Origin of the sequence: Mesobacillus foraminis, assembly GCF_004340465.1 — a bacterium.
Lineage (GTDB): Bacteria > Bacillota > Bacilli > Bacillales > Cytobacillaceae > Mesobacillus_B > Mesobacillus_B foraminis.
In genome coordinates this window covers 375,781-398,175 of record NZ_SLVV01000002.1, presented here as the reverse complement: position 1 = coordinate 398,175, position 22,395 = coordinate 375,781, and the positions used below count along the sequence as shown (strand labels likewise).

Sequence of the window (22,395 nt, the reverse complement as noted above, 5' to 3'; positions counted from 1 at the left end):
TTTCATTGAAAAGGAGCATTTTTACATGAAAAAGGAAAAAGCAGTGGTCGTATTCAGCGGCGGCCAGGACAGTACAACATGCCTGTTTTGGGCAATGGAACAATTCTCGGAAGTGGTTGCAGTCACTTTTGATTATAATCAGCGGCATCAGCAGGAAATCGATTGTGCAAAGGCCATTACGGGGGAACTGGGAATTCAGCATCATATTCTTGATATGAGCCTGCTTAACCAGCTGGCCCCAAATGCATTGACACGTGATGATATTGAAGTGAAGGATGGGGAAAACGGAGATCTTCCTTCGACTTTTGTTCCAGGCCGCAATTTATTATTTATGTCCTTTGCAGGCATTCTTGCCAGGCAGATAGGGGCAAGGCATATCGTAACAGGAGTGTGTGAGACAGATTTCAGCGGCTATCCGGACTGCAGGGATATATTTATTAAATCCTTGAATGTCACCTTAAATCTATCCATGGATGACAATTTTGTGATTCATACCCCATTGATGTGGCTAAATAAGGCTGAGACCTGGAAGCTTGCGGATGACCTGGGGGCTTTTGAGTTCGTCAGGGAAAAAACCCTGACCTGTTATAACGGAATTGTCTCGGATGGGTGCGGAGAATGTCCTGCTTGCCGCCTGAGGAAAAATGGGCTGGATGAATACTTGAAAATGAAAGAGGGGCTGTAATTTCATGTATGGATTCAGGATCGTGGAAAAGCTCCAGAAAATCGATGAAGACATTCAAAGAGACCAGCTGAAGTATCATCATAAACGGGTCCTCGTCAGCAAGGAATTCACTTTTGATTCGGCCCATCATCTTCATGCCTACGAAGGGAAATGCAAAAATCTGCACGGCCACACCTACCGGGTCATATTCGGACTGAGTGGGTTTGTTGATGACCGGGGGCTCATGATTGACTTTGGTGAAATTAAAGAAATCTGGAAATCAGAAATAGAGATTTACCTGGACCATCGATATTTAAACGAAACCTTGCCTCCAATGAATACGACGGCAGAAAATATGGTGGTCTGGATTTATGAAAAAATGGCTGAGGCTCTCCGAAGCGGAGACCGTAGGCAAAAATATGATGGGGCAAGAGTCGAGTTTGTCCGTCTCTATGAAACTCCTACAAGCTATGCAGAAGCAAGACGGGAGTGGATGGAAGTTGAGTAAGATCCCTGTTATGGAAATTTTTGGCCCGACGATTCAGGGCGAAGGGATGGTCATCGGCCAGAAAACGATGTTTGTCCGGACGGCTGGCTGTGATTACTCGTGTTCATGGTGCGATTCAGCCTTTACATGGGATGGATCCGGTAAACACTTGATCAGGCAGATGGAGCCAGAAGAAATATGGAAACAGCTTCAGGAGCTAGGTGGAGTAGGGTTCTCCCATGTCACCATCTCAGGCGGAAATCCGGCTCTCTTGAAGAACATGGACGGACTTGTTGAATTATTAAAGGGAAATGGAATTAAGCTTTGCCTTGAAACCCAGGGCTCCAAGTGGCAGGACTGGATGATGGAGATTGATGAATTGACCATTTCCCCGAAGCCTCCGAGCTCTGGAATGATCACTAACTATGAAGCTCTTGATGGCATTATTGAAAGGCTTAGTACCCCCAGCTTCAAAGGTAATGTGAGTATTAAAGTGGTTATCTTCAATGATGATGATTTTGAGTATGCCCGGAATATTCATAAGAGATACCCTCATTTGCCGTTTTTCATGCAGGTTGGCAATGAAGATACCGTTACGATGGACCGCAGCGAGCTTGTATCCTGCCTGCTGGCACAATATGAAAGCTTAATAGAAAAAGTGATTGCAGACCCAGAGCTTAAGGAAGTAAAAGTTCTGCCCCAGCTCCATGCGCTAGTGTGGGGAAACAAACGGGGAGTCTAGCATTCCAGTCAAGTGTCCCCATTTCAATTGGGGGCACTTTTTTGTTGTTGCCGCGCAAGAGGGGATACTCTGAAATTTTCCGTTGTTCAAGGTGAATTATTTTGCTGGCGGGGCTATAAGGGTGAAAAAATACTTTCCTGTTTCTGGGAAAGAATCACATTCTTTTTGCAGGAATACCTTAATAAAGAACGGAATATAGTAGGTAAATGTAAATCGTTCTTTTTACGGCAAGGCTGTGTGAAATCCATAACAGTCCAGCCAAAAATTAAACAGAAAGCCGGGTTGCAGGGGAATGTTGAAGCTTACCAGGGGAGTATCGTTATTGTTGATGTGTAGTCTAATCGGATTATCGGGATGTGCGGAGCAAACAGCGACAGAGGGGAAGACAGAGAATAAGGACCCTAAAACAGAGGTGAAACAGGAAAATAAAGAGAAAACAGCTAAGGAACCTGCCAAACAAAAAGCTGAAGAAAAGCCAATTGTGGTGAATATAAAAGACCCTGATAAAGGCAATGTTATTAAAACCTTTGAGCCATTGAAAATGGGATATGGAAAAGACAACAAAAAATACAAAGAAGAAATTGAAAAGTGGGCTCACGAACTGGCAAGGGGGACGGATGAAAAACCTGGCTATGATAAGAGGAACACTCCTGACCGTATTGATGGCAACGGCCAGGTTGTTAAGGGGACTCCACGAGTGATTTTGGAGGAGGAAGAACTCGTCGAAAAGGTAATGGAAGCATCAGCAAAAGGCGGAGAAGTCAGTCTGCCTTTGTATGTCAGCGCGAGCGGGTACAAAGCCGAAGATGCGGAACACTTGAACGAAGTGGTAGTGGCTTCCTATAAAACCTATTTCAACGCGGGTGTTGCTGGCAGAACCAAGAATATAGAGCTTTCGGCCAAAGCCATCAATAATGTAATTGTAGGCATTGACGATTATTTTTCGTTTAATACAACCGTCGGTCCAAGCGATGAGGCCCACGGGTACCAGCCTGCCGAAGAAGCGATAAATGGAAAGCTGGTAATGGGAATTGGAGGAGGAATCTGCCAGACATCCTCTACATTGTTTAATGCAGTCGATCAGTTAGGCGTGGATTATGTTGAAAAACATCACCATTCCGTTACGGTAGGCTATGTGCCTAAAGGAAGGGATGCGACCGTGTCGTATGGAGGCAAAGATTTCCGGTTCCAGAACAAGTCTGGCGCTCCATTTTTGGTAAAAGCGATTGTTGGGAATGGAACATTGACGGTGGAAATCAGAACGTCTAAGAAATTTGAGGGCCTGATTAAAAAGCAGGTTTAGCTTTTTATCAATTTGATTGTAATCGCAGAAACCTCCCGGCAATCACCTGGAGGTTTCAATTTGTTCTAAATGACATTCAAAAGCTTCCCAAAAGGGACTTTAGGCTTGAATTGGGCAGGAATCAGCCAATAGACATATGGTTTGACCTCCAGCTCTTCATACAGGAATCCTGTAACATCCGTGATATAAAGCAGTGTTTCTATTTCTGCTTCATTGGCCCATTCAAAGGCTTCCGTATAGGAGGATTTCCCATGAGTATAATATTTAATTTTAGTATCTTCTTTAATATTTGAAATGCTTCGGACCCTGAAATCAGCTTGAACCAAGGTTGCATCAGGATTCATTTCCCCGACAAACTTGATGACATTATTAATTATTTCCTGATCGGTTTGGTTATTGGAGGTATCAATCACCAAAGCCAGCCTTTTCTCTTTGTTGTTTTGCATGATTTTAAGCAATTCTCTTTGCCATCTCATTCAAATCCCCCTTTCGTTCACCTCCTTTAGTATCTCTTCAAATGAAGGAGGTATGACGACATTTTTATCAATATCTCATCATAATTGTTCCTTTTGTCCATGCGGTGTCACCATACCAATTTCGGCATTCATGCTGTTTGACTAAAAGATGATGAATACCCCTGGAAAAAACAGGTTTAAAAAGAGGGGAAATTCAGTTATTTATCGAATGTAATAATAATGAATAAAAGTGGGGTGGCGTATGGAGGAAATCATTGATCTGCATTTGGGCTTTTTTAAAAAAGCGGAAACGAACGTAGCAATCTCGAAGTTTTTTAAAGAGGAGAAAATCACAATCCTGGAAGGTTTTCATGAGAATGTAGATTTAGTGAGGGCGTTCTACCAAAAATATTACTCCAAATCAGCTGCACGGGTTGTATTGTGCGGGATTAACCCTGGGAGGAAAGGCGCCGGCAAAACCGGTATTCCTTTTATTGACTTTAAGGGTGTTTCCAGGCTAATGCCGAACGTGAATGAAAATGATTGGGAATCAAGCTCTCAATTTGTATTGGCTATTATTGAAAAAATGGGAATCGATAACTTTTTCAAAAAGGTCTATTTAACCAACCTCTCTTGGTATGGCTTCAAAAAGGAACGTAAAAACGTCAATTACTATGAATTGCCTGTGAGCATTCAAAAATATTTTATCAAAAATTTTATAAAAGAAATGGACATTGTCCAGCCCAGCCTAATCATCCCATTATCCAAGGAGGTGGAGGCGACTCTCAAGGTGATGAAGGAAGGAGGTTTGCTGCCTTACAGGATTGGAAAGCGGCTTCCTCACCCCTATTGGTGCTCAATTGGCAACAGGGCGGATGAGTATATCAACGAATATAGCCAGTCGTTGGAACGTCTTTCTGCATTCAGGCAGCTTACAAACAGCTAGCTAAAAAATAGACAGGCATGATCCATACTGGGTCATGCCTGTCTTCTTTTTATTCCATGGAATAAAGGCTTAAATCAATATCCAATTCTTCCCCCATTGCAAGCTTGGCTAGCTGTGATCCAATATATGGGCCCATCGTCAGCCCGGATGCACCTAAGCCATTTGCGGCTAGAATTCCCTCCCAGCCAGGCACTTGACCAATCATAGGCAGAAATCCCGGTGTAAATGGGCGGAAACCCGTCCTTGTTTCCAGATAGGTTGCTTGAGACAAGCCGGGAGCGATCTCCAGTGCTTTATTCAAAACTTCCTGCATCCCGCCTGCTGTGATTCTGGTATCAAACTCTTCGGTATCTTCATGGGTGGCACCAGCAACCAATCTTTGGTTTTCAAAAGCCAGCAGGTACTGGCTTCCGGGAGGCATCACAACCGGCCAGTTATCTGTGTTCCCCTCAGGCATTTGCATATGAATAATTTGTGCCTTCTGGAAAGTGACTTTCAGATCAATCCCTAAAGGGTGCAAGAGCTCGTTTGCCCAGGCTCCCGCACACACAATGACAGCATCAGCATCGATGAATCTGCCATCCGTTTTGATTCCAATGACCGTTTTGTTGTTAAATTCTAATTGGGCTTCTCCCTCAATAAAGACAGCGCCATTTTTTTTGGCACCGCTGATCAGGGAGTCGCGAAGGGCCCTGCCATCCACCCGGGCAGCTCCGCTAACCTGGACGGAACCAAATTCCTTGTCAAGCAGAGGGAACAGGGTTTGAGTTTCCTCCTTGGACAGCTGGGTGATTTCCCCCATTTCCGGGGCATCCGGCTTCCTGGCAGAAGCTCTTTCCATCATTTTTAGCAACTTATCCTCGTCCTTATGTAAGCTGATTGCCCCTACACGGGCATATCCAGTTTCCGTTTCTCCATCACGCTCTAGCTCTTCAATCAGCTCGGGATAAAATTGGGCACCGGATTTTGCCAGCTGATACCAGGCTTTATTCCTCCTCTGGGAAAGCCATGGACAGACGATGCCTGCAGCCGCATCAGTAGCCTGTCCTTTATCCCTTCGGTCGACAATGGTCACTTCTGCGCCTTTTTTAACAAGCTGGTAGGCGGTGGAAGCGCCGAGAATGCCTCCGCCTACAACAATAAATTTTTTCAAGCTAGGCCTCCTTTCTTTTAAAAAAAGTCACTACTATCATAACTTACTTCTCCGTAATTGACACCCAGACGAAGGGCCAGTTTTAGAAGGAATGTTCCGTCATATTGCTTTTAACACTCTATAGATAAGAGGGAAACGGGCTTACTTCGTCGAGAAGGGGGGATAAAAATGGACCTTAACCGAGGTGATAATCTCCTGGGAGGCTCGTGTGTTTTTAGAGGGCGGAATTGGAGGAAAAAAAACAGAAGTGCCGTTGACCATAGTGGTCAAATGGGAATATAATGAAATTGACCAGTTTGGTCAATATTAATAAGCGTCATGAAAGAAAGAGGGTCTTCCATGATTTCTAAATTTTTAAGCTTAAACCAGGATAAACAAGAACGAATATTGAATGCAGCGGCACAGGAATTTGTCCAAAAAGGCTATGCAACTGCCTCTACAAATGAAATCGTTAAGGCCGCCGGGATATCAAAAGGGCTTCTTTTCCATTACTTCAATAATAAGAAGGATCTTTATCTGTTTTTGTATAGCCATTTCGTGGACGTGTTAATGCATGAGTTCTTTGCGAATCTTGAGGATACAGAACAAGATATCTTTTTTAAAATCAAGAAAATTATGCTTCTAAAAAGTCAACTAATGAAGAAGCACCCAGAAATCTTTAATTTTATGATGTCTGCCTATATGGAGGACTCGACAGAAGTCAAGAATGATTTGGATCAACGTCATAGTGAAATGCTCCAAAACAGTTATTCGACTATTTTTAGCAAGATCGATCCATCTCTCTTTAAAGAAGGAACGGATGTCAAAAGGGCAATCAATATTATTCTTTGGACCCTTGAAGGCTTTAGCAATCAGGTCCTGGAAAAAGCAAAATTATCCAGCGAGAGAACGGACGGCGACTTTTCCGCTGAATTTAAGGAAGCTGATCTTTATATCGATATGCTGCGTGATGCATTTTATAAATAGAGCGAAGTACCGGGAGGGGTTAGAATGAACGTTATTGAGATTAAGAACCTTACGAAAACATACGGAAAATCCAGAGGGATTATTGATGTAAGCTTTAATGTTGAGGAAGGTGAAATCTTTGGGTTCATTGGTCCAAATGGTGCAGGGAAATCGACGACGATCAGAACCCTGTTATCGCTTATTTACCCCACCAGCGGTAGCGCCAGGATTTTTGGAAAAGACGTGATAGAATCTACCCCTGAAATAAAGAAGCACATTGGCTACTTGCCTGCAGAGGTTTTTTATTATGACAATATGAAGGTGAAAGATCTTCTAAAATACTCTGCAAGCTTTTATAAAAAAGACTGTACAGCGAGAATCAACGAGCTGGCTGATTTACTGGAGCTGGACCTGAATAAAAAAATAGACGACCTGTCTCTGGGAAATAAGAAGAAAGTAGGCATCGTCCAAGGCTTGCTTCATGAGCCTAAACTCTTCATTCTGGATGAACCGACAAGCGGGCTGGATCCGTTAATGCAGCAAAAATTCTTTGAGCTTTTGGAAAGAGAAAATAAAAAGGGGGCAACCATTCTCTTTTCTTCCCATATCTTGAGTGAGGTACAGCGATTGTGTGACCGGGTGGCAATCATCAAAGAAGGCAGGATCGTCAAGGTAGACAAAATTAGTACGCTCAAGGAAACCACCTATAAGAAGTTTAAACTTGAAACCACAAAGACGATAGATGCCGATTATTTCAGCCTCCCAGGCGTAAACCAGTTCGAGGCGGAAGGGAATAAAGTTACATTTATTTACAAAGGGAATATCAATGACATTTTATCTAAAATCGCTGGAATCGAGCTGTCGAATCTTTGGATTGAGGAGCCTGATTTAGAGGAAATTTTCATGAACTATTATAAAAAGGAGGAATAAGAAATGAATATGTTTCTCCACGAATTAAGAGTCTATCGGAAATCTACCCTGGTCTGGTCAATTTCCTTGATGTTCCTGGTGGTTTTATTTTTGCTGTTATTCCCTTCGTTTTCCCGGGATGCGGAAGAGTTTATGCAGGTGCTTGAAGGATTCCCGGAAGAACTCAAGCGCGCAGTCGGCCTTTCCATTGAAACTCTTGCTACGCTGCTCGGGTTCTTTTCATATGCATTTCTTTACATCAAGCTGGGTGGAGCCATCCAGGCAATGAACCTCGGTATTTCGATTGTTTCCAAAGAAACCCGGGAGAAAACAGCTGACTTCCTGCTGACAAAGCCTGTTACGCGTTCTCAAGTCTTCTTCTCTAAGCTGTTCGCTGCGCTTACATCCCTTTTCCTTACGAATATTGCATTTTTTATTACTGTTTTGGCTATGTCATCGTGGGTGAATACGGAGAGCAATAATGAAAAAACCTTGTTCCTGATATGTTCGACTTTATTCTTCCTGCAGGTAATCTTTCTGGCGCTGGGCATATTGACAGGAATAATTTTTCCGGGAATTAAGTCTGTGATCGCCGTTTCGCTAGGCAGTGTGTTCGCATTTTTTATCCTTGGGATGATTAGCTCAAGCACGGAGGATAAAGGTCTCCGATACCTGACTCCCTTTAATTATTTTGACAATCAATATATTATCAAGAACTTAAGCTACGTGGCTCCATTTGTGTGGACAGGAATGTTCATTGTTTTTGGAGCAATCGCAGCGGAAATGCCCATATATCAGAAGAGAGACGTTCACGCTGGATAAAAAGGAGGGGATTACGGTGAATATTGTTACCCGCGAGCTAAATGGAAACCGGAAGTCACTGATCATTTGGAGTGTTGGAGTTTTGTTCCTGATTGCATCAGGCATGGGAAAATATGCCAGCATGGAAGGTGCAGGTGAGACCATCAATGAGTTAATGAACGAAATGCCTGAATCCCTCCAAGCCATCATGGGTACGTCAGGGTTCGATCTTTCTTCGGCATTAGGATATTATGGCATGCTCTATTTATACCTGACGGTGATGACTTCCATCCATGCTGTTATGCTTGGATCCGGAATTATTGCCAAGGAAGAGCGGGATAAGACGGCTGAATTTTTATTAGTTAAACCCGTTTCCAGATCTGTCATTATCACAGCAAAAATGGCTGCGTCATTGATTAATATCCTGCTCTTGAATGCTGTTGCGTTTTTAACATCCATTTCGTTCCTTCAGCAATACGCAAGAGGCGAAGAAGTATTCGAAAGCGTGACTCAGTTAATGATGGGAATGTTTCTTTTGCAAGTCATCTTTTTAGTGATCGGTACTGCAGCCGCGGCCGTACACCAAAAGGCAAAAAAAGCAGGGGAACTGTCAACGGGAATACTTCTGCTCGCCTTTGTCATCTCCGTAGCAATCAACTTGAATGAAAAGCTTGAGATTTTGAAATATGCCACACCCTTTAAATATTTCGAGGCCGGCCCAATTATCAACGGCGATGGACTGGATTTAACCTATCTCGCCATATCAACTATCTTAATCATATTGCTTATTGCCGTGACATACCTTTTTTACGAGAAGAAAGATATGAATATATAATAGAGAAAATGGCGGCCTGCTGATCTAAGGCTGCCATTTTTCATTATGACCTGGCATCAAAACAGGAGGGGATCGGGGATTTGATGTACGGATTGACTTACTTGTTTAGTTCAAGGTGACAAAAGGTGATAAAGACCAAACATAGCAACAGTTAGATAAAAGCGGTCTTCATCAGGCCGATGAAAGCCAACCGCCGCGACAGTTGGAGAAAAAAAGATCTTCATCAGGACAATGAAGACCAAAAGCCGCGACAGTTAGATAAAAAAAGGTCTTCATCAGGACGATGAAGGCCAACCGCCGCGATAGTTGAATAAAGAAAGGTCTTCATCAAGGCGATGAAAGCCAACCGCCGCGACAGTTGGATAAAAAAAGGTCTTCATCATTTGCCCGTTACGATCAGCTTCAACACTCTGTTCATCCCGCCCAATATTTTAACGTTTCAACATATTCTGATTTTCCTTCTCATAATATGGACAAGGGGAGATTGTCCTTGGGAGGGGAATGAATGTGTCGATCACATATTTAAAATGGAAGGAACACGACCATTAACGATGAATAGATGGCTTTTGACCTATGCTTGCCTGCTGAGCGGGGCCTTTCTTCAGGGCCTGGCAATGTCTTTATTTTTATTCCCGCATTCGATACCCTCTGGCGGCGGGGCCGGCCTTGCCCTTCTGATGAATCACTTTTTCGGTTTGCCACTCGGCTTTTCCTTGTGGCTCGCCAATGCGGTTTTCCTCCTTTTCGGTTTAAACTATTTTGGTTTCAGGTGGACAATCCGGACAATCCTGGCCGTTGCCATTACCTCAATTACCGTCAGCATCCTGATTGCCCATGTCCCGCATACGCATGTTCATATCTTTGTTGATATGGCAGCAGGCAGCATCTTTTTTGGCATCGGTGTCGGAATCTTGATCCGTGCAGGAGCTTCAAGCGGGGGGATGGTCATACCGGCTCTGATGATTGCCAACTATAGACATTGGAGTCCTGGAAAAGTGATGATGGGCATTAATTTAATCATCTTTATGCTGACAGCACTTGTCATCGATTATAAAATTGTGATCTATGCGGTGATTTGCCAATTTTTCTCCACCAATATTATTGATTTCATTTATGAACTAAGGATAAGCAGAATCAGGATTTTGACAACAAATTGGCGGAAAAGGTAAGAAGATCCTTTGATTAAAGGATCTTCTGTTCTTTTAAGATGGATAATATCTTATGGGCCGATTCATCTATGGTCATGGTATTGGTCTGGATGATGATTTCAGGCCGGTCCGGAGTCTCATAAGGAGAGGAGATCCCAGTAAAATCAGGAATTTGCCCTTTCCTGGCCTTTTCATATAAGCCTTTAGGATCCCGGTCTTCACATACATCGAGGGGGCAGTTCACAAAGATTTCCATGAATTCCCCTGGTTCGAACATGCTCCGCACGAGTTCTCTGTCTTCCCGGTAAGGGGAGATGAACGCAGATAAAACAATCTGGCCGCTGTCCACAAATAATTTCGCCACTTCACCAATTCTCCGGATATTCTCTTTCCGATCCTCTTTCCCAAAGCTTAAATCACTGTTCAATCCATGGCGGATATTGTCGCCATCCAAAACATAGCTCCTGATTCCAAGCTGATGGAGGTTGAGATTGACCGCATTGGCAAGGGTGGATTTCCCGGAACCAGAGAGACCAGTGAACCAAAGAACACAGCTTTTGTGCTGGTTTAAGAGATGACGGTCTTCTTTCGTTACTGCAGACTGATGCCAGGTTAGATTGGAACCCTTTTGCAATTTTGTCCCTCCTTTAATGTTTAATATAGACCTTCTGCATCCCCTGGATAAGAATTTCCACTACTTCAGGACGGCTGAATTCCTTTGGAGGCTGAACACCGCTTTTAAGCATCCCGCGGACAGCTGTACCGGATAGTATCACATGGTGTTTCCGATCGTGAGGACAGGTTTTTTCAGACGCCATGTTTTCACATTTCCGGCAATAAAAGCTATGTTCATAAAACAGAGGAGTAATGCCAAGTTCTTCTGGTTTGTAATGGCTGAAGATCTTTTGGGCGTCATATGTTCCATAATAGTTCCCGACTCCTGCATGATCCCTTCCGACAATAAAATGGGTGCACCCAAAGTTCTTCCGGACTATGGCGTGAAATATGGCTTCCCTTGGTCCAGCGTAGCGCATGGCCGCAGGGAACACAGACAGAAACACTCTGTCTTTTGGATAATAGTTTTCAAGAAGCACCTGATAGCTTTTCATCCGAATATCACTTGGGATATCATCAGACTTCGTTTCACCGACAAGGGGATTTAGGAAGAGGCCGTCCACGTTCTCCAATGCCGTTTTTTGGATATATTCATGTGCTCGATGGACAGGATTGCGGGTCTGGAAGCCAACGACTGTATCCCAGCCAAGTTCCTTAAATTTTGCCCTCGTCTCGATGGGGTCTAAATAGTAGGATGTAAATTGGCTTTTTTCAGGCCTCCTGACTAGGGTGACAGGTCCCCCAATATAAATGTCAGGGCGTTCCAATAACTTTTTAACCCCTGGGTGGGCGGTATCCGTTGTCCTGTAAACCAATTCTGCTTCAAGTTGTTTATCAGGTGTGTAGATGTCCTGAACGTCCATCACTCCATAAACACTTCCACTGTACATCAGGTTGACTTTTTTGACCTTTTTTAATGCTGCAGCTGTCTTCTTGGTTACAGCAAGGGTAATCGGAATGGACCAAGGAAGCCCCGATGAGAGCCTCATTTCCCGCACAACAGAGTCATAATCTTCTTTTCCCATAAACCCTTCCAATGGACTATATCCGCCGTTCGCAATCAGCTCCAAATCGCTTAAGCTCATTTTATCAAGCTCAACATGCGGGAGAGAAGGATTGATGGGGTAGTCACGATCGATCCGGTTCACCAGGCTTCCGCCATGTGGTACATTTTCACTCATAGTTTCTCCTCCCAATTTTGTGATTTCGTGATTCATACTTGTGTCCTGGTACTGGCTATTTAAGATGCAGCCCGCATTCAGACTTGGACTGACCTGCCCAGCGGCCGGCGCGCGGGTCATCTGTATCGCTGACAGGCTGGGTGCATGGTGCGCAGCCAATACTTGGGTACCCTTGGTCATGCAGCGGATTATAAGGCAATTTATTTAATTGGATGTACATCTTAATATCTTCCCAGGACCAGTGGATGAGAGGGCAAACCTTAATATTTTGGAATTTATCATCTTTGTTAATATACTGTGTCTGGCTCCTTAAGGGAGACTGTTCTCTTCTCAAGCCGGAGATCCATGCCTTGACGCCAGATAAAGCCTCTTTCAGTGGAACGACCTTCCGCAAGTGACAGCAAAGATTCGGGTTATCCTTCCAGAGTTCATCCCCATACCATTTTGTTTGTTCGGCTAAAGATATTTTCGGTTTAATCATGTCAATGTTCAGGGTAGGATATCGCTTCTTGACTTCTTCGATCAATTCATAGGTCTCGGGAAAATGGAGACCGGTATCAAGAAAAATAATTTTAGCTTCTTTATTAACCTTATGGATTAAATCAATTAATACGATGCCTTCTGCACCAAAGCTGCAGGCATATACAATTTCTTCTTTATATTCTTTAAAGGCCCATTTTAAAATATCCAGGTAATCCGGATTCTGGTTCAGAATATGAGTCAATTGATCTTCAGTCCAGTTCTCGTATGTTAACACCTCTGTCATGATGATTTCCTCCTCTATCCAACAGTTGCAAAATCCAGTGTAATACACTGATTATTTTCCACCGTCACTTTGTTCATGGAGTTTATATGGCCAAAGTGGAAATAAGAATGAATGGCCCTGATCCATGAACCGTGACCAAAAATGAGCAGATTAGAGGAGTGCTGGTATTTAGTTAAAAAAAGAATGATTCGCTGCTCCAGATTGGTCAAGCTTTCTCCCAGCACGAGGTCTTTGGGCTTTTCAATCCAGGTCTCACCATAAGCCTTTAACAGCTGTTCTTTTGGGCGCCCCTCAAATGGACCAAAATCCAATTCATCGAGCAGGGCTTCAGACTTCGGCTGGAATCCGTAATAGCTCGCTGTTTGATGGGTTCGTTTTAGAGAGCTGGCCAATATCAAATCAAAGGGTTCCTTCTTTTCCAGAATCCTTTTGTTTTCCTGGATCCTTTTCAAGTCTTGTTGGGTCAGGGGAGCAAGTTCAATATCCTGTCTCCCTTGCAGCCACGTTTTTTTATTCCATTGAGTGGGCAGGTGTCTGATTAAGGTGATTTGCATGGCAATCCTCCAGATAAAAGGTTTCACTTCGCAATCCACAGCGCTGAGATTCTAAAATTAACACATCTTCCAGTTTTACATTTCCCAGATTGACATTCGCGCCAATGGCATTAATAAAAAACATTTGGTGTTTAGGGGTAGGGGCTTCAAAAATAATCCTTTTGGTGTCAATATCTTTTATTAGTTCACTGATTAAGTCAGATTTGACTGATCCGCCTTTTTCATAGATGCCGGAAGTGCCTGAGTCTCTTCCTTCCGTAATGACATACTCGCAGCCTGCCTCCAGGAATAGGTTCATTTCTTCTTTCCATTCAGAGATGGACATCTCCAGGCTGGAGTCCTTGGAGCCAACCTCGGCTATGACATGAAAGTGCTCCCGGGCTTTTGCAATAATCTCCAGGCGCTCCTTCAAAGGAATATCGAGGGTTCCATTAGAGACTTCAACCCACTCGATCCCTAATCTACGCAAACATGACAGGTATTCAGGGATTTTATTTTGCTGGTAGCATTTCTCGAATAGAGTTCCTCCGCAGTAAGGCTTAATTCCATGCTCCTTATAAAGATCAATTTTCCTTTGTAAATTAGGTGTAACATATGCGGAACCAATGCCTATTTTGGCAATATCAATGATATGTCCGTAATCATCTAAAATACTTTTAAGTTGGCCAAATGGGGTCCCGAAATCGGCAATCGATGTTAAACCGTATCTTCTGTTTCCTGATGTCCTTTTCGGCAGCTGTAGAAAATCCATAGGGAATGCGCCCTCCTCCATTTTTCTAGGATAGAGTATTCAATTCTTGGGCTTTTGTGTATATATTAGGCTTTTTTCACAGAAATTAGGCAAAAGCCCTTGTATAAACCGGGAGTGTATTCCAAACAATAGAAAGGCTTATTCTTACAGTTAGGAGTGTGCATCCATTGCCAAAGCAAAAAAATAAAGGCATGACGATTGTAGCTATCGGATCGATTCCACTTATTCTTGTTTTAGGAAATTCCATGCTGATACCCGTTCTGCCCAGAATGAAAACAGAACTCGGTATATCACAATTTCAGGTTAGTATGGTTATCTCGGTCTTCTCCATCGCGGCTGCCATCATGATTCCTGTATTAGGATACCTGTCTGACCGGTTCTCACGGAAGGCCGTGGTTATTCCTGCACTCATCTTATATGGTATCGGAGGAATTTTGGCAGGTGCAGCTGCAGCCTGGTTCTCGAGCCCATATATGTGGATTATTGCAGGCCGGATCATGCAGGGGATCGGGGCCGCTGGTACAACATCAATGGCAATGGCCCTTACAGGAGATTTGTTTAAAGGCGGAGAACAGAGCCGCGTCCTGGGGCTGGTCGAGGCTTCCAATGGCTTCGGGAAAGTTATTTCTCCGATTATTGGTTCGCTTGTAGCTCTCCTTTTCTGGTATGCGGCTTTTTGGGCATTTCCAATTTTTTGCCTTGCCTCTATTTTGTTAACGGTTTTCTTTATTAAGGAAAAGAAAAAGGAAAAAGAGCCGCCGCCTGTCGGGAAATATGTAAAAGGTCTGTTATCGGTATTTAAGACGGAGGGCCGCTGGCTGTTCGCAGCCTATTTGACAGGGGCCACCTGTTTATTTACCTTATTTGGAATCCTGTTTTACATTTCCGATATTTTGGAGAAGGAACACCAGATTGATGGTGTCTTAAAAGGGGCCATCCTGGCCATACCGTTATTGTTTATGACCACCACATCGTACATTACAGGAAGTAAAATAGGGAAAAACATGAGGCTGATGAAATCATTGATCATTCTGGGCTTGATTTTAATGACCGCCTCATTTGCGTCACTGGTGCTTTTCACAAGCCTTGTTCCCTTCTTTGCAGTCCTGGCGGTAAGCTCAATTGGCACCGGGCTGGCACTGCCTTGTATTAATAGCTTCATCACCGGTTCTGTACCGGCCGACCGCCGGGGATTTGTCACTTCCCTGTACGGGTCCGTCCGGTTCCTGGGGGTTGCGATCGGCCCTCCAATTTACGGCGCACTCATGGAATGGTCCCGTACCGGCATGTTTTTAGTTACAGCGGGCCTGACCCTCTTTGTCGCCTTGCTTTGCCTAATGCTGATCCATGTTCCGAAAAAAGAACCAGCCAAGCACAGGGACAGCTTGTTTGACAAAATGCAATTCAGTTAATGGACCGACACGCTGATCATGGTAAATCCAATTGAACGATTCATGGAGTATATCTTTATGCTGGGCGTTAAGGCTAGATATTAAAGGAGCTGATATGAATGCAAGTTTATTTTTCTCCTGAGGTGATAACCCCTCATTATCAAGTATTGAATGTAGTGGATTCGGAACACAAAGCAGTCGGTAATGTGGCATTTTTATTTGATGAAAAAATCCTGTATGTTTATGGAATCCTTGAAGAAGAAGGAGTAGGGGAAGATTTTAGGGATTTGGTGACACCTTATATCAAAGGGTTGGCTAAAGCAAAGCACGGAATCAATATCCTTACCTGCCTGTATGTAGGATGCAAGAAGATTGAGTTAAAAGATAAAGAAAATGAATAAGCTTTGAGAAGAAGCTCAGCGGCCATTGCTGGGCTTCTTCCGTTTTTATGTTCGGTGTAACAAGGCGTATGACTATTTCATAAGTTAATCTAGATTAACGGTAGTCTGGAGTGTACGCCTAATGAGTATCGGTATGATCGTTATGGGGTTTTTGGTGGGGCTTATGGTGGGCCTGACTGGTGTGGGAGGTGCCTCATTGCTGACCCCAATATTAGTATTAATGGGCATTAGTCCTTCCGTTGCGGTTGGAACCGATCTTGTCTATAATTCCGTAACCAAATTATTCGGTTCCATTCAGCATTGGAGACAAAAGACGATAAACCTTAAGCTGGTCAAGTATCTGGCAATCGGGAGCATTCCAAGTGCCATATGCGCAGTCGGGACCCTCCATCTGTTCGACACTTTTTTTCAAAATCAGGAGCAAATCATCAAACATGCGCTAGGATATGTACTGATTTTAGTGGCATTAACAACATTGATTAAAACGTTTTTAAAGGACCGGTTAAAATTGAACCGGCTTCAAATGAAGCCATTGAGTGAAAAGCGGGGATTAACAATAGGTGTAGGTGCAGTGCTCGGTTTTATTGTAGGCCTGACTTCGATCGGTTCAGGCTCCATGTTTGCCCTAGTCATGCTTTATCTATATAAAATGCGACCTTCAGAGCTGGTTGGAACCGATATAGCTCATGCCTTCTTGCTGGCTACCGCCGCAGGCCTCATGCATGCAGGAATCGGGAATGTCGATTACCTCCTAATGGGCAATTTACTGCTGGGCTCTATCCCGGGCGTTATTTTCGGGAGCACCTTATCCTCCAAGCTGCCAGAAAAGCCATTGAGAGCCATCATGGCTTTACTGATTTTGATTAGTGGGTTTAAGCTGATATAACCTGAGATGGAAGTTTTAAAATTGTGAGCCAAATTTTTTTGGCTCATTTTTTATTGGACGTATTCGCAAAATGGGTTCGTTCATGTTTCAATGTATACAGAACAAAGGAAACAGAGCGATATGTTATGTCGTGCTGTAATAACTTTTTTGAATAATTTATTGGTGGGGAAATAAGTAATGTTTTAATAAAAATTCAGAGCAGAAATTCCATTCCAATAAGGATAAAGTTACAGCTTAGATGTTTCCATGCTGGCAACTTTGTTGTAATCTGCGAAACACGCAGAGCATATCTTATCGAACTAACGATAAAAACTTTAACATTATTGCTGTAATTGGGCATATAGATTTATAAGGAACTACCTGTAAAGGGGAGTAGCGTCAGGTGCAAACCTGAAACAAAGTCGTCAATACATGGTGCTAACCATCGGCTTTGTTGGCATAGTCACTATGCTCAGCGAGACCTTTGCCTATTTGGCGAAGGTCTTTTTTGTGTCCATTTTAATTGCTAAAACAAGGGGGGCAGACTTATGGAATTTGATTTTATCACTGCACTGTTAACCATTATTGTCATCGATCTAGTACTGGCGGGAGATAATGCGATTTTAATTGGATTGGCTGCGAGGAATCTCCCTAAACCACAGCAAAAAAAGGTCATCCTTTGGGGATCGGTAGGTGCGATTGTCATTCGCACGATTGCGACTCTGGCAGTAGTATATCTGCTGGCTGTTCCAGGCTTGCGGTTGCTGGGCGGCCTTTTATTGATCATGATTGCTTATAAATTGCTTGTTGAAGATAAGGACCATTCGAACGTGAAAGCAGGAAATAGTTTCTGGGCAGCTATTCGGACAGTTATGATTGCTGATGCCTTAATGGGGCTCGATAATGTATTGGCGGTTGCGGGAGCGTCCCATGGGAATTTCCTTCTTATTATATTGGGATTGGTCATTTCAGTGCCAGTCGTTATGTGGGGAAGCACGGTTATATTAAAGTGGATTGAACGTTACCCAGTCATCATTACAATCGGGGCAGCCGTCTTAGCCTGGACGGCTTCCAAGATGATTGTCGCCGAACCGTTCTTAACAGGCTACTTTACAAATGGTTTTGTTAAATACGGTTTTGAACTCCTGGTCATTGCCGTTGTCATCCTATCGGGATTATATAAAATGAGCAGTTCTTCGAAACAAGTGGCAGAAACTAACCCCGAGATTCTGGTAAGAGCCAAATAACCGAGAGGGTGACTGTAAATCGTTCAGTCACCTTCATTCATACAAGAAAGGGACAAGTTTTCAATTCGATGTTGCGCTGAGGAACTGATAAGGCTGTTTCTTTCGATGTAAACAATCTTTATAGAAACAAGGTCCAGGATATTTGGGGAAGTCTCTATATAACATCTCATGTAAAATGAACATCATTAAAATTTACAGCTGGATTAGACCTGTTGGGCTTTCTTTTGTTTTCGCGGATTTTGGAATATACTGAATATAGACATCGACTATTTAGGGGGAACACAATGGAAGAGACAGCTAATAGTGTTATTTCGCTCAGCAATATCCATTGGCACCGAAGCGGCAAGGACATCTTAAAGAATGTCAGCTGGAATGTCCAAAGAGGGGAACATTGGGCATTGTTGGGGCTGAATGGGTCCGGGAAAACGTCCATTTTAAAAATGGTCACTGGCTATCAATGGCCAAACGGAGGAGAAGTCTCGGTATTGGGCCATCTTTTCGGAAAGACCAATATACCTGAACTTCGTAAATCAATCGGCTGGGTCAGTTCCTCTCTTGATGACCAGTTTCATACCCGACCGAGCGACTCGGCGCTGGAGGTTGTTCTCAGCGGGAAATTTGCCTCCATTGGCCTATACGAGGAGTTTTCCACGAAGGATGCTGAAAAAGCCCTGGAGCTTATGGAACTGTTAAAAATCAGGCACCTTGCCGAACAAAATATTACTTATCTTTCCCAAGGGGAAAAAAGGAAAGCCATGATTGCAAGGGCATTAATGGCATCCCCGCGCCTGCTGATCTTGGACGAGCCTTGCAATGGCCTCGATATCTTCTCAAAGGAAGAATTGCTGTCAACGATTGAGGATTTGACTGCTGCTCCTGAAGGTCCAACGGTTTTATATGTAACACACCATATTGAGGAGATTGTCCCTTCGATCTCCCATGCGCTGTTAATCCGCAGAGGGGAGGTCGTTGCACAAGGGGATAAGAAAGCCACGCTGACTGAACCTTTGCTTGAGGAAACCTTTCAAGTCCCTCTGTCACTGGAATGGGAGAATGAGCGGCCGTGGATCAGGATCAAAACTTTTTCTAAGAACAGGTGGTAAAAGCAAAAACCCGGTTCTCATTAAAAATGACTAAAAGCCTGCTGACTTTCTGCAGGCTTTCCAAAATGTATTAAGTACTTAAAATGGATTAACGGTCGCCGCCAATGATGTCAAACAGGCCCCCAAGACCGCCTTCTCCTTTGGAACCGCCGTTTTGCGGCATAGCGGCAAAGACACGGCTAGCCAACCTGCTGAATGGAAGCGACTGAATCCATACGCTCCCCGGGCCGCGCAGAGTCGCAAAGAATAAACCTTCGCCGCCAAATAACGCTGTTTTTACTCCGCGAACCATTTCGATATTATAATCTACGTCACGTGTCATCGCCACAAGGCATCCGGTGTCAATGCGAATAATTTCCCCAGGCGATAGAGTCTTTTTAATAATAGTTCCTCCAGCGTGCACAAAAGCCATTCCATCTCCTTCAAGCTTTTGCATAATAAACCCTTCGCCGCCAAAGAATCCTGCACCAAGCTTGCGCTGGAACTCGATCCCTACGGATACTCCCTTTGCCGCGGCTAAAAACGCATCCTTTTGACAAATGATTTTGCCGCCCTGCTCGCTTAAGTCCATCGGAATGATCTTCCCGGGATAAGGGGATGCAAAGCTCACATGTTTTTTGCCGCTTCGCTCGTTGGTGAACATGGTCATGAAGAGGCTTTCCCCGGTCAGCACACGCTTTCCTGCACCGAGCAGCTTGCCCATAAGGCCTCCGCCGGAACTTGAGCCATCTCCGAACACCGTTTCCATTTGAATGCCATCATCCATCATCATTAAACTTCCTGCTTCTGCTATCACTGTTTCGCCAGGATCCAGCTCCACCTGTACAAATTGCATATCATCGCCAAATATTTCATAATCAATCTCATGGTTATTCATCTTCTCATCCCCATTGTCATTTTTCTTTTCCATAGATGTACGATTTATTGTGTTAAAAAGTTTCAGTATTATCATTTGCTTTTTTACAATTTTTTTAATGGGATCACTGTTGGGACACCAGATCGCAAATGCGGCATAAATGCGGATAAATCTTTCAGGAAAAACGGGCTTGGCATGCACATAGTATAAGAAACAATATGTTTGAAACTCTTTTTGACTTTCATTCGTTAAACATAATGCTGGTAAATTGTGCAAGGCATAAATGATTGGTAGAATAGGAGTTTAGCAGTATGAAATGAGGGTACTATCAATGAAAGGTAAAATGGCAGATTTATGTTCATCTACAAGAAAGGTATTGACCGCTGATGAAAAGAATTAAAGCTGATTCTTTAACTTATCACCCACTGACATTCATTTTGTCAGCAATAATCGCCCTTTGGCTTAAGACAGTGGCCGTCGGACTGATCGGCTTCAATCTAAGTTTGCAGTCTCCATTTGAGCTGCTAATGATTGTTTTTAGCCCACTTGGTTCCTTACTATTAGTGCTGGGAATTTCTTATTATGTAAAAGCAGGCAATTTCAAAGTGATCTTATTTTCCACAATGACCATCATTACGCTTCTTCTCTATGGGGATCTACTTTATTACCGTTTTTATACAGACTTCGTAACTGTTCCCATTCTATTTCAATTTAAAAATGTTGGTGGACTTGGCCCAAGTACGTTGGAGCTTATGAGCCCGTGGGATCTACTGTTATTTGCGGACTTAATTATTTTCTGGGTTCTCCTCAGAAAATTCAATGTACAGAAAGACCGTACAATGCGGGTGAAATATCTATACGTAGGTATTAGTCTCCTTCTTACTGTCATTTCAGCAGGGCTCGGCCTGGTAAAATCTCCCCATTTATATACGGCCTCCTATGACCGCGAACAGATGGTAAAAACCATTGGACCTTATAATTATCATCTTTATGATATATCACTGGCTGTTCAGGCGCCGTTCAGGCGGCTATTAGCCTCGAAAACGGATACAGTAAAAGCTGAACAATACACTTCCTCAAAAGAGGAGAAACGTACAGAGTATTTTGGATTGGCAAAGGGTAGAAATCTTGTTTTAATCAGTATGGAGTCAACCCAGAACTTTGTGATCAATCAAAAAGTCGATGGAGAAGAAATAACCCCATTTTTAAATTCGTTAATTAAGGATAGCTTTTACTTTGATTCCATTTATGATCAGACGGCCCAGGGAAAAACATCGGACTCGGAATTCATGATTGATACAGGGCTATATCCATTATCAAGTGGATCCGTGTTTGTCAGAAAGCCGGAGAATGTGTTTCATAGCCTTCCAAAAATTTTAAAGGAAGAAGGGAACTTTTACAGCTCTGTTTTTCATGGGAATGACAGTACGTTCTGGAATCGTGAACAAATGTATAAAAGCTTGGGCTACGACAAGTTTTTTTCTAAAAAAGATTATGAAGTAACAGAAGAAAACTCCGTGAATTATGGAATAAAAGATATACCGTTTTTTCAGCAAAGCGCCGCTCATCTGGCAGAGTTGCCGGAGCCCTACTATGCGAGGATGATCACGCTGACAAATCATTTTCCATTTTTGCTAGACGAAGAGGATAAGCTAATTTCCGAGCCGAAAACGAACCAGGAAGTGGTCAATCGGTATATCACCACTGTCCGTTATCAGGACGAAGCCATCAAGACCCTATTTAAAAAACTGAAAGAAAAGGGCATGTATAAAGATACGATGTTTGTCCTTTACGGAGATCATTATGGCATTTCCGAAAAATACGAAGTCGGTATCCATCAATTGCTGAATCTAGAAAAAAGTCCCGTTCAGCATGCCGAGCTTCAAAAGGTTCCAGTCATCATCCATATTCCAGGTGTGGGCGGGAAGACATTTTCGGCTCCGGGAGGAGAAATTGATATTCGGGCGACCATCCTGGAATTATTGGGGATACAGCCTGAGAACACATTATCTTTTGGACATGAGCTTTTTACCAGGAATTCCGACCACCCGGTTATTTTTAGGGACGGAGGGTTCATAACAGAGAACTATGTCTATATCGATAATGTTTGCTACGAGAAAAAAAGCGGAAAGCCAATCGAGGAAAGTGCCTGCGGGCCTTTTCAGGAAAAAGTTCGAAATGAGCTGGGGCTGTCCGATGAAATACTTGCCGGTGATTTGCTAAGGTTTATGGAGGATTGAGAGCAAAGCGCTGATAGCTATAAAAAGGCAGCCGAAG

The 22,395-nt window shown here is 43.4% G+C and carries 24 protein-coding genes and 1 riboswitch; of the genes, 16 read left to right on the top strand and 8 right to left on the bottom strand.

From position 1 onward, the window contains the following. Positions 1 to 4 precede the first annotated feature (4 nt). The 4 genes from queC to EV146_RS04330 all read left to right on the top strand — a co-directional run bounded on the left by queC (position 5) and on the right by EV146_RS04330 (position 3,196). Positions 5 to 685, top strand: coding sequence for a 7-cyano-7-deazaguanine synthase QueC (queC, locus tag EV146_RS04345; RefSeq protein ID WP_309136086.1), 681 nt, complete (start codon positions 5 to 7; stop codon positions 683 to 685). A 4-nt stretch (positions 686 to 689) separates the two neighbouring features. Next, a complete protein-coding gene (queD, locus tag EV146_RS04340; RefSeq protein ID WP_132002356.1) occupies positions 690 to 1,172 on the top strand; it encodes a 6-carboxytetrahydropterin synthase QueD in 483 nt (160 codons plus the stop codon). Continuing rightward, positions 1,165 to 1,893 (top strand): 7-carboxy-7-deazaguanine synthase QueE, encoded by a 729-nt coding sequence (gene queE, locus EV146_RS04335; RefSeq protein ID WP_132002353.1) that lies wholly within the window; start codon positions 1,165 to 1,167, stop codon positions 1,891 to 1,893. The genes queD and queE overlap by 8 nt, the downstream gene beginning before the upstream one ends. A 328-nt stretch (positions 1,894 to 2,221) precedes the next feature. Continuing rightward, the gene (locus EV146_RS04330) at positions 2,222 to 3,196 is read left to right on the top strand and encodes a VanW family protein (protein ID WP_241993801.1); all 975 of its coding nucleotides are present in this window, start codon (positions 2,222 to 2,224) and stop codon (positions 3,194 to 3,196) included. Positions 3,197 to 3,261: 65 nt separating this feature from the next. Here EV146_RS04330 and EV146_RS04325 read toward each other — a convergent pair whose 3' ends face one another. Next, complete coding sequence (locus tag EV146_RS04325) at positions 3,262 to 3,672, bottom strand: VWA-like domain-containing protein (protein ID WP_132002347.1); 411 nt, start codon at positions 3,670 to 3,672, stop codon at positions 3,262 to 3,264. 241 nt (positions 3,673 to 3,913) lie between these two features. On the opposite strand from EV146_RS04325, the gene EV146_RS04320 reads away from it, so the two are divergent. Continuing rightward, positions 3,914 to 4,597 carry a uracil-DNA glycosylase family protein gene (locus EV146_RS04320; RefSeq protein WP_132002344.1) on the top strand — a complete coding sequence of 228 codons (684 nt, stop codon included), beginning with the start codon at positions 3,914 to 3,916 and terminating at the stop codon, positions 4,595 to 4,597. A gap of 49 nt (positions 4,598 to 4,646) precedes the next feature. On the opposite strand, the gene EV146_RS04315 is transcribed toward EV146_RS04320, so the two are convergent. Next, positions 4,647 to 5,750 carry an NAD(P)/FAD-dependent oxidoreductase gene (locus EV146_RS04315; RefSeq protein WP_132002341.1) on the bottom strand — a complete coding sequence of 368 codons (1,104 nt, stop codon included), beginning with the start codon at positions 5,748 to 5,750 and terminating at the stop codon, positions 4,647 to 4,649. Between the two features lie 339 nt (positions 5,751 to 6,089). Between EV146_RS04315 and EV146_RS04310 the strand changes: the two genes are divergently transcribed. From EV146_RS04310 to EV146_RS04290, 5 genes are all read left to right on the top strand, one after another. Next, on the top strand, positions 6,090 to 6,716 hold the full coding sequence (locus EV146_RS04310) for a TetR/AcrR family transcriptional regulator (RefSeq protein ID WP_132002338.1): 627 nt from the start codon (positions 6,090 to 6,092) through the stop codon (positions 6,714 to 6,716). Between the two features lie 24 nt (positions 6,717 to 6,740). Further along, on the top strand, positions 6,741 to 7,625 hold the full coding sequence (locus tag EV146_RS04305; protein ID WP_132002335.1) for an ABC transporter ATP-binding protein: 885 nt from the start codon (positions 6,741 to 6,743) through the stop codon (positions 7,623 to 7,625). 3 nt (positions 7,626 to 7,628) lie between these two features. Beyond that, positions 7,629 to 8,426, top strand: a complete 798-nt coding sequence (locus EV146_RS04300) for an ABC transporter permease subunit (protein ID WP_132002332.1) — start codon at positions 7,629 to 7,631, stop codon at positions 8,424 to 8,426. A gap of 16 nt (positions 8,427 to 8,442) precedes the next feature. After that, the gene (locus EV146_RS04295; RefSeq protein WP_132002329.1) at positions 8,443 to 9,240 is read left to right on the top strand and encodes an ABC transporter permease subunit; all 798 of its coding nucleotides are present in this window, start codon (positions 8,443 to 8,445) and stop codon (positions 9,238 to 9,240) included. Between the two features lie 527 nt (positions 9,241 to 9,767). After that, positions 9,768 to 10,409 (top strand): YitT family protein, encoded by a 642-nt coding sequence (locus EV146_RS04290; protein WP_338419207.1) that lies wholly within the window; start codon positions 9,768 to 9,770, stop codon positions 10,407 to 10,409. Between the two features lie 13 nt (positions 10,410 to 10,422). Here EV146_RS04290 and cysC read toward each other — a convergent pair whose 3' ends face one another. Genes cysC through EV146_RS04265 form a run of 5 tightly spaced genes read right to left on the bottom strand, consistent with a single transcriptional unit; the run spans position 10,423 to position 14,255 of the window. Further along, a complete protein-coding gene (gene cysC / locus EV146_RS04285; RefSeq protein ID WP_132002321.1) occupies positions 10,423 to 11,022 on the bottom strand; it encodes an adenylyl-sulfate kinase in 600 nt (199 codons plus the stop codon). 13 nt (positions 11,023 to 11,035) lie between these two features. Then, a complete protein-coding gene (gene sat, locus EV146_RS04280; RefSeq protein ID WP_132002318.1) occupies positions 11,036 to 12,184 on the bottom strand; it encodes a sulfate adenylyltransferase in 1,149 nt (382 codons plus the stop codon). A 55-nt stretch (positions 12,185 to 12,239) separates the two neighbouring features. Continuing rightward, positions 12,240 to 12,950 carry a phosphoadenylyl-sulfate reductase gene (locus EV146_RS04275; RefSeq protein ID WP_132002315.1) on the bottom strand — a complete coding sequence of 237 codons (711 nt, stop codon included), beginning with the start codon at positions 12,948 to 12,950 and terminating at the stop codon, positions 12,240 to 12,242. A gap of 14 nt (positions 12,951 to 12,964) precedes the next feature. Beyond that, positions 12,965 to 13,504 carry a histidine phosphatase family protein gene (locus tag EV146_RS04270; RefSeq protein ID WP_132002312.1) on the bottom strand — a complete coding sequence of 180 codons (540 nt, stop codon included), beginning with the start codon at positions 13,502 to 13,504 and terminating at the stop codon, positions 12,965 to 12,967. Continuing rightward, complete coding sequence (locus tag EV146_RS04265) at positions 13,461 to 14,255, bottom strand: phosphosulfolactate synthase (RefSeq protein WP_132002309.1); 795 nt, start codon at positions 14,253 to 14,255, stop codon at positions 13,461 to 13,463. Before EV146_RS04265 ends, EV146_RS04270 begins: the two co-directional genes overlap by 44 nt. Positions 14,256 to 14,446: 191 nt before the next feature. On the opposite strand from EV146_RS04265, the gene EV146_RS04260 reads away from it, so the two are divergent. The 5 genes from EV146_RS04260 to EV146_RS04240 all read left to right on the top strand — a co-directional run bounded on the left by EV146_RS04260 (position 14,447) and on the right by EV146_RS04240 (position 19,262). After that, a complete protein-coding gene (locus tag EV146_RS04260; protein ID WP_241993810.1) occupies positions 14,447 to 15,667 on the top strand; it encodes an MFS transporter in 1,221 nt (406 codons plus the stop codon). A 98-nt stretch (positions 15,668 to 15,765) separates the two neighbouring features. After that, on the top strand, positions 15,766 to 16,047 hold the full coding sequence (locus tag EV146_RS04255) for a hypothetical protein (RefSeq protein WP_132002303.1): 282 nt from the start codon (positions 15,766 to 15,768) through the stop codon (positions 16,045 to 16,047). A 121-nt stretch (positions 16,048 to 16,168) separates the two neighbouring features. After that, positions 16,169 to 16,933, top strand: a complete 765-nt coding sequence (locus EV146_RS04250) for a sulfite exporter TauE/SafE family protein (protein ID WP_132002300.1) — start codon at positions 16,169 to 16,171, stop codon at positions 16,931 to 16,933. 355 nt (positions 16,934 to 17,288) lie between these two features. Further along, a riboswitch (yybP-ykoY riboswitch) is annotated at positions 17,289 to 17,386 on the top strand. Positions 17,387 to 17,460: 74 nt separating this feature from the next. Beyond that, on the top strand, positions 17,461 to 18,159 hold the full coding sequence (locus tag EV146_RS04245) for a TerC family protein (RefSeq protein ID WP_132002297.1): 699 nt from the start codon (positions 17,461 to 17,463) through the stop codon (positions 18,157 to 18,159). A 284-nt stretch (positions 18,160 to 18,443) separates the two neighbouring features. Beyond that, positions 18,444 to 19,262, top strand: a complete 819-nt coding sequence (locus EV146_RS04240; RefSeq protein WP_132002294.1) for an ABC transporter ATP-binding protein — start codon at positions 18,444 to 18,446, stop codon at positions 19,260 to 19,262. Positions 19,263 to 19,350: 88 nt separating this feature from the next. Here the strand turns inward: EV146_RS04240 and EV146_RS04235 are convergent, their stop codons facing one another. After that, positions 19,351 to 20,139 carry a TIGR00266 family protein gene (locus EV146_RS04235; protein ID WP_132002291.1) on the bottom strand — a complete coding sequence of 263 codons (789 nt, stop codon included), beginning with the start codon at positions 20,137 to 20,139 and terminating at the stop codon, positions 19,351 to 19,353. Positions 20,140 to 20,504: 365 nt separating this feature from the next. Between EV146_RS04235 and EV146_RS04230 the strand changes: the two genes are divergently transcribed. Continuing rightward, the gene (locus EV146_RS04230) at positions 20,505 to 22,358 is read left to right on the top strand and encodes an LTA synthase family protein (RefSeq protein ID WP_132002288.1); all 1,854 of its coding nucleotides are present in this window, start codon (positions 20,505 to 20,507) and stop codon (positions 22,356 to 22,358) included. Positions 22,359 to 22,395 lie beyond the last annotated feature (37 nt).